We start from the raw sequence: 13,389 nt of genomic DNA, 5'->3' as shown, positions 1-13,389 counted from the left end.
ATGTAGTATTAATAATATATGTATTAGATGGTAAAAAATATTGGTTAAAACATATTGGTTGATTACATTTGTGAGGCAATAAATTAAAATACTAATGAACTTACACGAATATCAAGGAAAAGAAATTTTAAATAGTTTTGGCGTACGTATTCAACGCGGGAAAGTAGCACAAAATGCTCAAGACGCTGTTGAAGCTGCAAAAGAATTAACAACAGAGACAGGAACTAGCTGGTTTGTTGTTAAGGCTCAAGTTCACGCTGGTGGACGTGGTAAAGGTGGTGGCGTAAAATTAGCCAAGAGTTTACAAGAAGTAGAAAAAATTTCTGGTGAAATTATAGGTATGGACCTAGTAACACCTCAAACTTCTGCAGAAGGTAAAAGAGTACACCAAGTTTTAATCGCAGAAGATGTGTATTACCCAGGAGAAAGTGAAACAGAAGAATATTACATGTCTGTTTTATTAAACCGTGGTACAGGACGTAACATGATTATGTATTCTACAGAAGGTGGTATGGATATCGAGACTGTTGCAGAAGAAACACCTCATTTAATTTTTACTGAAGAAATAGATCCTGCTGTAGGTGTTTTACCTTTTCAAGCAAGACGTATTGCTTTTAACTTAGGGTTATCTGGAAATGCTTTTAAAGAAATGACAAAATTCGTTACTAATCTGTATACAGCTTACGTAAAGTCAGATTCTTCTTTATTTGAAATTAACCCAGTTTTAAAAACAAGCGATAATAAAATACTTGCTGTAGATGCTAAAGTTACTATTGACGATAATGCATTATACAGACATAAAGATTATTTAGCTTTACGCGATATACGTGAAGAAAGCGCAATTGAAGTTGAAGCAGGAGAACTAGGATTAAATTATGTAGACCTTGACGGAAACGTTGGTTGTATGGTTAACGGTGCTGGTTTAGCAATGGCAACTATGGATTTAATTAAGCAAGCAGGTGGTGAACCAGCTAACTTTTTAGATGTTGGAGGTACTGCTGATGCTGCTCGTGTAGAGGCTGCTTTTAAAATTATTTTAAAAGATCCTAACGTTAAAGCTATCCTTATTAATATATTTGGAGGTATTGTACGTTGCGACAGAGTTGCACAAGGTGTTATTGATGCTTATAAGAACATGGGTAATATTAATGTACCAATTATTGTACGTTTACAAGGAACAAATGCAGATATCGCTAAAGAATTAATTGATAATTCAGGACTGGATGTAATGAGTGCTACTCAATTCCAAGAAGCTGCAGATAAAGTACAACAAGTTTTAGCATAGTCTAAACTTAGTAGTATACTATAAAAATTAAAGCGTCTAACTTAATTGTTAGACGCTTTTTTCTTTGATACTGTTTTGTTAGCATCTGATTTTTTAGAAACTATTTTTTTAGCATCAGTCTTTTTTATAGGCGATTTTTTATCGTCACTTTTCTTAGCTGAAATTTTCTTTGGTAGTGGTCCGCGTAAATGAATTACTAATCCGTTTAAGAAGTTTCTTAAAATTTGGTCACCACATTCCATATACTTTGGATGATCTTCTTTTCTGAAAAAGGCACCTAATTCACTTTTACTGATTCTAAAATCTACTAATTCTAAAATCTTCACGATATCATCATCTCTTAATTTTAGAGCGACACGTAATTTTTTAAGAACATCATTGTTTGTCATATTACTATGTTTTAATTTTTAATTATTGTTACAGAAAAAAGCTTTTTAATTTTATAAATCTACGTTTTTTAGATTTTTTATTATAATTCCAATTTTTACAGTGTTTTTATTCATCTTTCTGCTTCATTCGTATTAAAATGAAATAGGTTTAATTATTTGATAATCAATTTTTTATATTGAATATCTCGTGGTAAATAATACCAAAATATGTTAATGTTAACTATCTAACTATCATGTTTTAAGGGGCTTTAGATAGATAAAGGTTCAAGAAAATCGATTAAATACATTTAATTTTTCGACAAGTTACATTATATCCACGATTATAAAATATCTATTATAATTAACTTTATAATATTAATAAAAAGACTCCCTCTATTATGATAAATCGTGTTGAAAAATTGAGTTTACTATCTGAAATGATTGCATTCGCTAAGACAGATACAAAAATAAAATCTATAGAATATAATTTTCTATTGGGTGTGTCTCAACAACTCGATATTTCTCGAGAGGATTTTGAGTACTTAATGAAACATCCTATCGCTTATAAACATATCTCGTCTTATAGTGAACGTATTGTACAGTTTCACCGTTTGGTGTTGTTAATGAACTTAGATAGCGAACGTACCGAAAAAGATGTTATAAAACTTTTTAACTTTGGATTGCGAATGGGATTAAGTCATGAGTGCATAAATAAAGTATTGTATTTAATGGACGGTTTTCCTAATAAAATTGTTCCACCAGATGTTTTAATCGATATTTTTAAGGTTCAGTACAATTAATATTACGCGATAGATGTAATTTGATTATTCTGCTGTATATTCTCTAAATAAAAATTATTTTGAGTTCCTTTTTAAGAACCAACAAAAAACGGGTATTCTATTTTAATTTTTCAAGTTTATCTTGATACTGTTTTATTTCGTCACGAATTTTAGCGGCTAGCATAAAATCTAAATCTTTAGCAGCGGCTTCCATTAATTTACGCCTATCTCTTATGTTTTGTTCTAATTGAGGTTTCGTTAAATATTCACTTTCTGGTTCGGCAGCTTTTAGAGCTTCTAGTTCGTAACTATATGTACTTACAGAGTTTTTTGCTAAAGCACTGTCTAAACTTTTGTTTAGTGCTTTAGGTACCATATTATGTGCCGTATTGTAATTAATTTGCTTTTCGCGTCTGTAATTAGTTTCGTCTATTGTTTTCTGCATACTTTTAGTCATCTTATCAGCATACATTATAGCTTTACCATTTAAGTTCCTAGCAGCACGACCTACAGTTTGTGTTAGCGATCTTGCCGAACGTAAAAAACCTTCCTTATCTGCATCTAAAATAGCGACTAAGGATACTTCCGGTAAATCTAAACCTTCACGTAATAAGTTTACTCCTACTAAAACATCAAACAAGCCTTTTCTTAGGTCTTGCATAATTTCTACACGTTCTAAGGTATCCACATCACTATGTATATAACGGCAACGAATTTGAATACGATCTAGATATTTCGTTAATTCTTCAGCCATACGTTTGGTTAGTGTTGTTACTAAAGTACGTTCGTCTTTTTCTATGCGAAGTTGAATTTCTTCAATTAAATCATCTATCTGGTTTAAGCTAGGGCGGACTTCAATAATAGGATCTAAAAGTCCAGTTGGTCTAATAATTTGTTCAACAAAAATGCCATCACTTTTTTCTAATTCGTAATCTGCTGGAGTTGCACTCACATAAATAACTTGATTTTGAAGTGCCTCAAATTCCTCAAATTTAAGAGGTCTGTTGTCCATTGCGGCAGGTAATCTAAAACCGTAATCTACCAAGTTTTCTTTTCTACTTCTGTCTCCTCCATACATGGCATGTACTTGCGAAATGGTTACGTGACTTTCGTCTATTACCATTAAAAAATCTTCTGGAAAATAATCTAATAAACAGAACGGTCTAGTTCCGGGGTGTCTGCCATCTAAATATCTTGAATAGTTTTCAATACCCGAACAATATCCCAATTCACGAATCATTTCTAAATCGAATTCTGTACGTTCTTTTAGACGTTTTGCTTCTAGATGTTTTCCTATTTCTTTAAAATAATCGTGTTGTTTTACTAAATCGTCTTGAATATCTTTAATAGCTCCCTGAAGTACATCTGGAGATGTTACAAACATGTTTGCTGGATAAATAGTAAGGCGATCGTATTTTTCAATGATTTCGTTGGTCTGCACATTAAAAGCTTCAATCTCTTCAATTTCATCTCCAAAAAAGTGAATACGGAAAGCATCGTCTGCATAACTTGGAAAAACATCTACAGTATCTCCTTTAATTCTGAAACTTCCATGACTAAATTCGGCTTCTGTTCTAGAGTATAAACTCTGCACCAAACGGTGTAATAATTTGGTTCTAGAGATAACTTGATCGCGTTCTAAAGAAATTACGTTTTTCTGAAATTCTACAGGGTTACCAATACCATATAAGCAAGATACAGAAGCAACTACTAATACATCTCTTCGGCCAGAAAGTAGTGATGAGGTTGTACTTAAACGGAGTTTTTCAATTTCTTCGTTTATAGATAAATCCTTTTCAATATATGTTCCAGAAACTGGAATATAAGCTTCTGGCTGATAATAATCGTAGTAAGAAACGAAGTACTCAACGGCATTATCTGGAAAAAACTGTTTAAATTCTGAATATAATTGTGCTGCCAAAGTTTTGTTATGTGCCAAAACTAGGGTAGGGCGTTGCACTTCTTGAATTACATTGGCAACGGTAAAGGTTTTACCTGAACCTGTAACACCTAAAAGCGTTTGAAATTTTTCGTCGGAGTTTATACCTTGTGTTAATTGCTTAATAGCTGAAGGTTGATCTCCTGTAGGTTCGAATTCTGATTTTATTTTAAATCGCATATTACAAATTTAAACAATTTGAGCGTAGTAAGAATACAAGAAGGTTGACTGTTTTTTTAGCGTTTTAAACTAAAATGAGAATTAAACATCGTACCATTTTTTAATGTTAAAGTAAACCAATAATCATCGGATGGTAAAGGTGTTCCGTTCATGGTTCCATCCCATTCTTCTAGTGTGTTTTTTAATTCTTTCACTAATTTACCATAGCGGTTAAATATTAAGATGGTAGATTGTAGTTCTAATGTGTTTGATGCATTGTCTATCTTCCAAGTGTCATGATAACCATCTCCGTTAGGTGTGAAAAATTTAGGAAAACCTAAAATGTCAAGATCCTTTTCAGAAATTCCGCAACTGTTTTTTACATCTTTTACTTTTACCGTATAATGTCCAGGATAAACGTCTGTAAAATAATTACTACTTTGGTAAGAGATGTAAGGCATACCATCTTTATATAAAGCATATTCATAAGTTCCTAATCCAGTAACACTAACTGTTACAGTATTAATGTCTGTAAGATCTTTTACAGCAATATTGGTTATAGTTGCTGGACCAGATTCTTCCAAGTTAAATGTCGATAATTCTACGCAACGAGTTGTTTTATCTGTAATAACAACTTCATAATCTCCAACAGTATTTAAAGTGTACTGATTACTTGTTGCTCCAGAAATAGCTACGTTATTATTAAGCCATTGGTACGTGTAATTATTTATTTCAGAAGTAGATATTCCTGCATCTAAAGTTGCTAAAGTATCTGAGCAGTAATATACAGTTTGTAGTGTTATAGGTGCGTCTGTAGAGATTAATATAAACGATTGGTCTGTGTAACAACCTGTTTTGCTATTTACAGCACGAGCATAAATAGTTTGATTTTTTACAGTATTTGTATATGCAGTAGGTGCTGCAATAGAAATAGGATTAGATGTTGTTTCTGGATTGGTATTGTAATAAGTTACCTCTGCATTGGTTTCTACAATACCATTGGTTAAATTAAAAACCGATATACCATCATTATAAGGTGTAATAATATCACATACTGTTATGTCTTGTGTTTGTAGTTCTGGAGATGTTATTAATGTAATAGAAAATGTGGTAATTGCGTAACAATTGGTGTTATTTACATTTTCTACTCTTGCATAAATATCTTGCTGACTAAAAAGGTTTTCGTAACTCGTTGGGGTTGTAACTACATTTGTGTTTGCTTCAGCATCTGCTAGTGTTTCAAAATATTTTACTTGATAATTTGCTTCATCTTGATTGCCTAAAATAGCTTCGCTTTTAATGGTTAAATCTATTTGTTCTATACCATCATTACCAAAATCACAAATGTCGTTTAAGTCTGTTGTTGGATTAGCAATAGGAATATCGTAATAGGTTACGTAAGCTTCTCCTTCAATTAGTTCACAAATTGTTGCGCTTGCAGGTGTAATAAGTACTTTATAAAGTCCTTCTTGGTTAACCTCCATTTTCCAAGGTTCAGACAGGTTTGTTAACTCTGTTCCGTTTAAGGTCCATAAGTAATCTGCATTTGTAATCTCTTCGGCTTGTAGTGTATAAATATTTCCAGAGCATAAAGGTAATACACTCGTTTCTACACCATCGCTTGCATGAATGATATCTATTTTTTGATTGAAAAAAGATTGAATAAATGGAGGTAACCCCTGTGTAGAACTATTTCCGTTTAAATCTATAGCATTGTGTTTGTAATTGGCAGATGTTCCTGCTGCATTGGGAGTTTCTATAACGCCTAAATATGGTAATCCTACTTGGTAAGAAGCTGCAAGTGCTCTGTAAATTTTTCCATCAGGACCTAATTGCAAAGCTCCTCTAAATAAACTTCTGTTATCTAAAGTTACTTGAGAGCCTGAAATATCTTCAGCTTCTAAGTCATATTGAATTAAAGAAGATTTGTGATTTGAAGCATTATCAGAATCAGATGCATTATAATCGTTAGACGAATTTACGTATAGGTATTTATTGTTTGATGAAAATTCTACACCGTAAGATTTGTTACTTGTAGTGGTATTAATTGTAAGTTGTTGCTGATTGGTAACAGCTCCTGTATCTGTGTCGAAATCGTATAAAAATAAACCATCGTCCATATTTGCACTTACCATTTTTGTGCCATCTGGAGATAATTTTAATGCGCCACGAGGGTCGGATATGTTAGATACAATTGTAGATTTTACAGGTGTTGTATTAATAGATCTATCATTAATAGAATAGGCGTAAAAGGTGTTGAATACAGATCCACTACTGCCGCTCGCTGTAGACAACGTGATTACCCAAATAGATTGTGTAGAGCAATCTTTAACAACAGCACTTAGTTTTTCTGATCCATAAGAAAGCAGATTTTTGTTTTTTAAAGTTACTTTTCCTAGACCTCCATTTTCTGAAATGTCTACAATAGAGTAATTAAAACCATCATTAGAACTTACTCCGTTTACACTAGATCCTACAGTGAAAACATAATAAATTGTATCGTCATTAGGTTTAGGAACTACAATTGCAGATTGTGTACTAGATGAGTTTCCATATAGCCCTGTTCCATTATCCATAATACTATGATTCTTATTATAAATAATGGATCCGTCTGTGTAAAATAAAAGATTTCCATCTTCGTCAGAAATAGAAGAAGAGCCTTCTAGAGTGTTTAATTTACCATCAGATAAAGCAGAAACTTCTCCTGTATTAGCATCAAAATGTATTCCTGCATTTTCACCAAAATACCAATTGGCAGCTTCGTATTGAGCAAAAAGATAACCATGCATTAAAAATGCAACAACAATAAATAAATATTTCATGAATAAAGGAGTACTAAGCTATTGGTGCCCCTAATATATTACAAATCTCTTTTCATTAATAATTTATGAGATAAAAATATGAAAATAGAAGTCCATGCTAAAACAATAATAATATCTGTACTATGCACCGCATAATCGTAAACCATTTCTGTCTTGTCCGGAAATTTGGTCATCATAACACGTTGGAAAGGTTGTTTTATAAGATTATACATAGATTTTAAAGGGAAAAAACCTTGAACCTTTTCTGCCACTTCCATACTTGTTTGCCATGCTAAAAGCCCGAAAGCAATCCATTCTACTATGTATAAAACAAATAGAGCACCTAAAGCAAAGGCAGAGCGTTTAACCAACATTGCTAAAAATAAACACAAGCTAAAGAAGCCTACAAGTTTTACAAAATAAGCAAGTAAGAAATTGGTCTCTCTAAAAATAATACTCAATTCCGTATAACTTGAATAATATAAACCTATACATAATGTAGCGACACCTATTAAAATGGTTGCTATTAATGAGAAAAATACAATGGTATAGAACTTAGATAGTATAAATTCTTTTTTACTTAAACCATCAATCAGGTTTTGTTTAATGGTCTTGTTGCTGTATTCGTTACCTATCATACTCACTACAACAATAGCAAAGAAAAACTTAAATTGTGAAGCAAAGAATGTAGTGATGTGCCAAATAATAGGGAAATTGAATATTCCTAATTCGCCTAATTCTAAGGTGAATAACCCAAAGAAGTTTATTTTTATAGATGATAATATTAATACTGTAAAGGGTAAAATAAATGAAATAAAAATCAATACTTTACTGGCGCGATTAAGTAGAAGTTTTTGTAATTCTAAATTTAAAAGTCTTAACATAGTTTTGATTTTTGGCTTATTGGTTGTCTGTTAATTGTAAAAATTGTTCTTCTAAACTTTGTTTACGTTTTACTAAATGAGATAAAAAGATACCTTTTTCAAATAAAATTTTGTTTAATTCTAATGCTTCTAAGGGTTCATTTAAAAGCACTTTTAAAATACCGTGATCCTCAGTAATTGTTCCGAAGGTCTCATTTGTTTCTAAAAATGTTTTTAAGGCTGTTTCGTTATCAGATTTTAGTTCAAAAAAACCATGACTAGCAATCATTTCATCTACACGACCTGCGTACAGTTTTACGCCTTTGCGAAGTACTACCACATGAGAGCAAACTTTTTCAACTTCATCTAATAAATGTGAAGCCAATAAAATGGTTGTTCCATTTTGGGCAATTTGTTTTATAATTTCTCTAATTTGATGAATTCCTTGTGGGTCTAATCCGTTTGTAGGTTCATCTAAAATCAATATTTCAGGATCGTTTAATAGTGCAGAGGCAATAGCTAAACGCTGTTTCATCCCTAAAGAAAAGGTTTGGAATTTACTATGCGTTCTATCTAACAGACCTACAATTTCAAGTTTTTCTTCTATTTTACTAAAATCGATGCCCTTAATTTTACAAACTAATTTTAAATTTTGATGAGCTGTCATGTACGGATAGAAATTGGGGCGTTCTATAATAGCTCCAACTTTTTTTAATGCATTGTGTGTAGAAATTGTACCATCAAACCAGCTAAACTCTCCCGATGTTTTATTTACAACATTTAAAACAATACCTAATGTGGTCGATTTTCCGCTTCCGTTAGGTCCTAAAATACCATAAACGTTCCCTTTTTGTATTGTAAACGAAAGATTATTTACGGCGGTAAGTGCGCCGAATTTTTTTGTAAGATTCTGAATTGTGAGTATGCCTGCCAAAATGGATAGTTTTGTGGTTATGTTAGTAAGACGAATATCTATTAAATTTGTTACAAGCTAGTAAAATAAAGCATAAAATTGACTAATTTTGTATTTATGGATGATTTAAAAATATCAAAAAAGAAACCTTCATTTCCTATTATTAAAAAGTTAGATCATTATCTCTCTGAGTATAATAGAAATTTTGAATTGCCTATTTTTTACGACGATTTATTGCGTTTTCAAGGTTCGGTTACGGTTTTTGATAAAGATGATGAGGACACATTGTGGCTTCGTGTTTATTATAATGAATATGACCGTAAGGAGATAGATTTAGCTTTAAAACGGGTATATTCTAATTTGGTGTCTGATGGTAGTGAAAAGATTTTTCAGTTTTTAAATGTAGATTGTATAGACTTTTGCACTTTTGGAAATTCGCAACCATTCAGAGTTAAAGTCCGTAATATTTTAAATGATAACTACACTCATTTTTATATTAAAAAAGCAGATGCATCTCGTATTTATGGTTTGGAATTAGAACATATGTTATCTCCAAATAGCCTTAACTTTTTGGTGTATAAAGATACTTTGATTGAAGAACATATTGCGGGTATACCAGGAGATGTGTTTATAAAAGATATGCTACCAAATTGTACAAAACCTGAAAAAGCCCAAATTGCCAAAGAATTTGTAAAATTTAACGAACGTTGTATGATTCGTTTATTGGGAGATATGCGTTCTTATAACTACGTTGTAATTCCGACTCACGATTTTGATCAGATTGTATATAAAATACGTGCCATAGATTTTGATCAGCAATGTTACGAAGGGAAATTCAATATTTATCGTCCTCAATTTTTTAAAGAAAATTATAATATGGTAAAATTGGTAAAGGAGAGAATTAGTGACACTTCTATAGATCAATATAAAGTTGAAGAGCGTTCTATTATAGCTAAACGTGTTATTAGTTATAAAAAACGTCTTAATAAATTGATTGATTGCATGATGCACGATACATTATCTACAAAAGAAAATATAGAGCAGTTACAGTCTGTAATTTATAACTATACACTAGATATGAATTTTAGACATAGCGAAACCATGGGGGAAATATTAAAGCATGCTTTAGACTTTGTAAAACGTAATTATGAGGATGTTAATATGAGAAAATTGTTGTAATTAATTCCAGTTTTCATCAAAATCTAAGTTGTCGTAATCGTCTAAATCAAGATCGTCTTCAAATTCATCAAAATCGTCTAGTTCATCTTCAGCTTCAAAGTTTCTTTCTGGAACTTCATCAGGAATTTGACCATGAACAAACATTAAGTTCGGGTAATCTACGCCTTCATCTATTTCTGCAATTTCTGCAAGTTCAACGAAGAATGTCCACATGTTGAAGAAGTCGTAAACATAAATTAATTTTGTTTCTTCAGTATTTAAAATATTATCTAGAGTTATATTAGTCATTAAGCTTACAGACTCTTGTCCGTCGCTTAAATCAAATAAAGAAAATTCTTCACCCTGATTCCACTCATCATCACTTTTATAAAAAGAGGCCATTTCATTACCGTCAAAACCAAAAGCTTGAGTAATAATATTATGCAAATCTTCTAAGGTATCATCTTTACGGATTTCTAAATCGCGAAAAACATCCTCTTCTGTGTCGTTGTCTAAGACTACTCTAAATCTATAAATCATACTAAAAAATTAAAAGGCAAATATACTGTTTTTATGATTACTTGCTAAAACGATGTAGCATAAATGTCATGGCTGTTAATAAGAAAAAAGCACCTATTTGATGCATAACTCCTAGCCATACAGGAACGTATAAAATAAGAGTAAAAACACCTAAACAAAACTGAAAGAAAACTAAAATTAAAAGTGCATATATAGCCTTTTTTTGATTATTGGTTAACTGTAATTGTTTCGATTTGTACCATAACAATACAATTAATGATACCACAACTATAGCAAGGATTCTGTGTACAAATTGAATTCCGCTAGGGTTTTCTAAAATGTTGGCTAAAAACGAATCATAAGCATATACGCTTGGGTGTATAAATTTATTTTCGTTCATTAAAGGCCAATGATTGTGTAGTAAACCCGCTTTTAAACCAGCAATAAAAGCACCATATATAATCTGAACTAATAACACGATGTAAGTTGTTATAATAAGGTTTCTGTATTTAGTGTTTACTAATTTTTTATTCGGATATATTAAATCTAAAGCGACCCAAAGTGTTGCTGCAAATGTTAAAAACGCAGCTGTTAAATGAGCTGCAAGTCTAAAGTGACTTACATCAGGCATGTCTACCAAGCCACTTTTAACCATATACCATCCTAAAAAACCTTGAAAAGCACCTAAGCAAAGAAGCACAATAGATTTTTTTATGGTAGATTTTGTAAGTTGTTTGGTGATTAAAAAATATACGAATGGGAAGAAAAAAACCAATCCAATTACACGACCAATTAAACGATGTAGCCATTCCCAAAAGTAAATGCTTTTAAAATCATGGATTGTGAAATGAGAATTGTAATGTTTAAATTCTGGATGTTGTTGGTATAATTTAAAAGCTTCTTGCCATTCTGCATCTCCAATAGGAGGAATAGTTCCTGTAATAAGTTTGTAATTAGAAATTGAAAGTCCGGAGTCTGTTAGGCGTGTAATACCACCTACAATAACCATAATAAAAATTAAAAAACAGCCGGTAAATAACCAGTATATTACATTTTTGTTGTCTTTAGTCTTCATGCCCAAAAGTTTATAATTATGCTTACTGTGTTTATTTGCTTTTTTTTAATTATTCTTTAGAAATTTTTAATCCTAATTTGGCACCTTTTTCTAACATTAATTGAAAAGCAGCTTCGTACTCGTTGGGGATTTCACCTTCCAATATTGCCTCTTTTATAACGTCTTTAATTAAACCAATTTCTTTTGAAGGTTTTAAATTGAAGGTTTCCATAATTTCTTCACCAGAAATTGGTGGCTGGAAATTACGAACATGATCGCGAGCTTCTACTTCAACAATTTTATCTCTTACGATTTTAAAATTATTGTGGTATTTTTTAAATTTCTTCGGATTTTTGGTCGTAATGTCTGCTTCGCATAATGTCATTAAATCTTCAACAGCATTTCCTGCATCAAAAATTAAGCGTCGTACAGCAGAATCTGTTACAATATCTTGAGCTAACACAATAGGTCTTGAACTCATGAATACCATTTTCTGAACAAACTTCATCTTGTCGTTTAAAGGCATTTTTAAACGTTTAAATAAATGATAGGCCATTTTAGAACCTTCAAATTCGTGTCCGTGAAACGTCCAACCTACCTTTTTACTAAACTTTTTTGTGGGTGCTTTCCCTATATCATGTAGTAAAGCGGCCCAACGTAACCAAAGATTATCTGTGTGTTTAGAAATATTATCGACCACTTCTAATGTGTGGTAAAAATTGTCTTTATGTTTTTGTCCTTCAACTTCGTCTATGCCTTTTAAAGCTGTAATTTCTGGAAGAATATAGTATAGTAGTTTTGTTTGTTCTAGAAGTAAAAAACCAATAGATGGAACATTGCTTTCTAAAATTTTATTTAACTCTACAACAATACGCTCTTTAGTAATAATCTTTAAACGGTCACTATTTCTAGTTATGGCATTTAACGATTCGGTTTCTATCTCGAAATTTAATTGTGTAGCAAACCTTATAGCTCGCATCATACGTAACGGATCGTCGCTGTAAGTTATATCAGGATTGAGGGGCGTGCGAATTATTTTATGTTCTAAATCGTGAATCCCATTAAACGGATCTAAAAGATTCCCAAAACGGTTTTCGTCTAAATCTAAAGCCAAAGCATTTATTGTGAAATCACGACGGTTTTGGTCGTCTTCAAGTGTTCCGTCCTCAACAACAGGATTTCTGCTGTCTTCGTTATAAGACTCTTTTCTAGCACCTACAAATTCAATTTCAATATCATTATAACGTAACATGGCGGTACCATACGTTTTAAATACTTGAACTTTAGGTTTGTTTGGTAAGTTTTTTGCGACTTGCCTGGCTAAATCGATACCGCTACCAATGGCAACAATATCGATGTCTTTTGCTGTGCCACGATCTAATATAAAGTCACGTACAAAACCACCAATAACGTAGCTGTCTAATTGCAATTCTTTAGCCGATTGCGAAATTATTTTAAATATGGGGTTCTGTAATGCTGCTTTGTAATTCATGTATTCAATTCCAATTTACAAATCCCAAATTCCAACATGTAGTAGTAAGAGATTTGGTG

The 13,389-nt window shown here is 31.9% G+C and carries 11 protein-coding genes; 3 read left to right on the top strand and 8 right to left on the bottom strand.

Annotation, left to right across the window (positions count from 1 at the left end; translation table 11 throughout):
* Positions 1 to 94: 94 nt before the first annotated feature.
* Complete coding sequence (sucC, locus tag Q1B05_RS09360) at positions 95 to 1,285, top strand: ADP-forming succinate--CoA ligase subunit beta (RefSeq protein ID WP_299779945.1); 1,191 nt, start codon at positions 95 to 97, stop codon at positions 1,283 to 1,285.
* A 41-nt stretch (positions 1,286 to 1,326) separates the two neighbouring features.
* On the opposite strand, the gene Q1B05_RS09355 is transcribed toward sucC, so the two are convergent.
* On the bottom strand, positions 1,327 to 1,674 hold the full coding sequence (locus Q1B05_RS09355) for a DUF1456 family protein (RefSeq protein ID WP_299779943.1): 348 nt from the start codon (positions 1,672 to 1,674) through the stop codon (positions 1,327 to 1,329).
* 377 nt (positions 1,675 to 2,051) lie between these two features.
* Between Q1B05_RS09355 and Q1B05_RS09350 the strand changes: the two genes are divergently transcribed.
* Complete coding sequence (locus Q1B05_RS09350; protein ID WP_299779941.1) at positions 2,052 to 2,453, top strand: TerB family tellurite resistance protein; 402 nt, start codon at positions 2,052 to 2,054, stop codon at positions 2,451 to 2,453.
* A gap of 97 nt (positions 2,454 to 2,550) precedes the next feature.
* Here the strand turns inward: Q1B05_RS09350 and uvrB are convergent, their stop codons facing one another.
* Genes uvrB through Q1B05_RS09330 form a run of 4 tightly spaced genes read right to left on the bottom strand, consistent with a single transcriptional unit; the run spans position 2,551 to position 9,128 of the window.
* Positions 2,551 to 4,551: an excinuclease ABC subunit UvrB gene (uvrB, locus tag Q1B05_RS09345; RefSeq protein WP_299779939.1), complete on the bottom strand. Its 2,001-nt coding sequence runs from the start codon at positions 4,549 to 4,551 to the stop codon at positions 2,551 to 2,553.
* A 56-nt stretch (positions 4,552 to 4,607) separates the two neighbouring features.
* A complete protein-coding gene (locus tag Q1B05_RS09340) occupies positions 4,608 to 7,352 on the bottom strand; it encodes a T9SS type B sorting domain-containing protein (protein WP_299779937.1) in 2,745 nt (914 codons plus the stop codon).
* A gap of 38 nt (positions 7,353 to 7,390) precedes the next feature.
* Entirely contained in the window at positions 7,391 to 8,215 is an 825-nt protein-coding gene (locus Q1B05_RS09335) for an ABC transporter permease subunit (protein ID WP_299779935.1), read from the bottom strand.
* A 16-nt stretch (positions 8,216 to 8,231) separates the two neighbouring features.
* A complete protein-coding gene (locus Q1B05_RS09330; RefSeq protein ID WP_299779933.1) occupies positions 8,232 to 9,128 on the bottom strand; it encodes an ATP-binding cassette domain-containing protein in 897 nt (298 codons plus the stop codon).
* Between the two features lie 96 nt (positions 9,129 to 9,224).
* Between Q1B05_RS09330 and Q1B05_RS09325 the strand changes: the two genes are divergently transcribed.
* On the top strand, positions 9,225 to 10,286 hold the full coding sequence (locus tag Q1B05_RS09325; RefSeq protein WP_299780460.1) for a hypothetical protein: 1,062 nt from the start codon (positions 9,225 to 9,227) through the stop codon (positions 10,284 to 10,286).
* On the opposite strand, the gene Q1B05_RS09320 is transcribed toward Q1B05_RS09325, so the two are convergent.
* From Q1B05_RS09320 to Q1B05_RS09310, 3 genes are read right to left on the bottom strand one after another with little or no spacing between them, the layout of a single operon-like run.
* The gene (locus Q1B05_RS09320; RefSeq protein WP_299779931.1) at positions 10,287 to 10,805 is read right to left on the bottom strand and encodes a hypothetical protein; all 519 of its coding nucleotides are present in this window, start codon (positions 10,803 to 10,805) and stop codon (positions 10,287 to 10,289) included.
* Between the two features lie 37 nt (positions 10,806 to 10,842).
* Positions 10,843 to 11,859 (bottom strand): COX15/CtaA family protein, encoded by a 1,017-nt coding sequence (locus tag Q1B05_RS09315; protein ID WP_299779929.1) that lies wholly within the window; start codon positions 11,857 to 11,859, stop codon positions 10,843 to 10,845.
* A gap of 49 nt (positions 11,860 to 11,908) precedes the next feature.
* Complete coding sequence (locus tag Q1B05_RS09310; RefSeq protein WP_299779927.1) at positions 11,909 to 13,330, bottom strand: HD domain-containing protein; 1,422 nt, start codon at positions 13,328 to 13,330, stop codon at positions 11,909 to 11,911.
* Between the last annotated feature and the right edge of the window lie 59 nt (positions 13,331 to 13,389).

Origin of the sequence: uncultured Formosa sp. (genome assembly GCF_947500765.1) — a bacterium.
Lineage (GTDB): Bacteria > Bacteroidota > Bacteroidia > Flavobacteriales > Flavobacteriaceae > Formosa.
The sequence above is the reverse complement of the archived record's forward strand: the minus strand, read 5'-3'. Positions and strand labels throughout refer to the sequence as shown.

Excerpts from the sequence above, each read along its gene's own strand:
- Q1B05_RS09355 (WP_299779943.1), bottom strand. The coding sequence starts at position 1,674 with ATGACAAACAATGATGTTCTTAAAAAATTACGTGTCGCTCTAAAATTA.
- Q1B05_RS09325 (WP_299780460.1), top strand. The coding sequence starts at position 9,225 with ATGGATGATTTAAAAATATCAAAAAAGAAACCTTCATTTCCTATTATT.
- Q1B05_RS09320 (WP_299779931.1), bottom strand. The coding sequence starts at position 10,805 with ATGATTTATAGATTTAGAGTAGTCTTAGACAACGACACAGAAGAGGAT.
- Q1B05_RS09315 (WP_299779929.1), bottom strand. The coding sequence starts at position 11,859 with ATGAAGACTAAAGACAACAAAAATGTAATATACTGGTTATTTACCGGC.
- sucC (WP_299779945.1), top strand. The coding sequence starts at position 95 with ATGAACTTACACGAATATCAAGGAAAAGAAATTTTAAATAGTTTTGGC.
- Q1B05_RS09350 (WP_299779941.1), top strand. The coding sequence starts at position 2,052 with ATGATAAATCGTGTTGAAAAATTGAGTTTACTATCTGAAATGATTGCA.
- Q1B05_RS09310 (WP_299779927.1), bottom strand. The coding sequence starts at position 13,330 with ATGAATTACAAAGCAGCATTACAGAACCCCATATTTAAAATAATTTCG.
- Q1B05_RS09335 (WP_299779935.1), bottom strand. The coding sequence starts at position 8,215 with ATGTTAAGACTTTTAAATTTAGAATTACAAAAACTTCTACTTAATCGC.
- Q1B05_RS09340 (WP_299779937.1), bottom strand. The coding sequence starts at position 7,352 with ATGAAATATTTATTTATTGTTGTTGCATTTTTAATGCATGGTTATCTT.
- uvrB (WP_299779939.1), bottom strand. The coding sequence starts at position 4,551 with ATGCGATTTAAAATAAAATCAGAATTCGAACCTACAGGAGATCAACCT.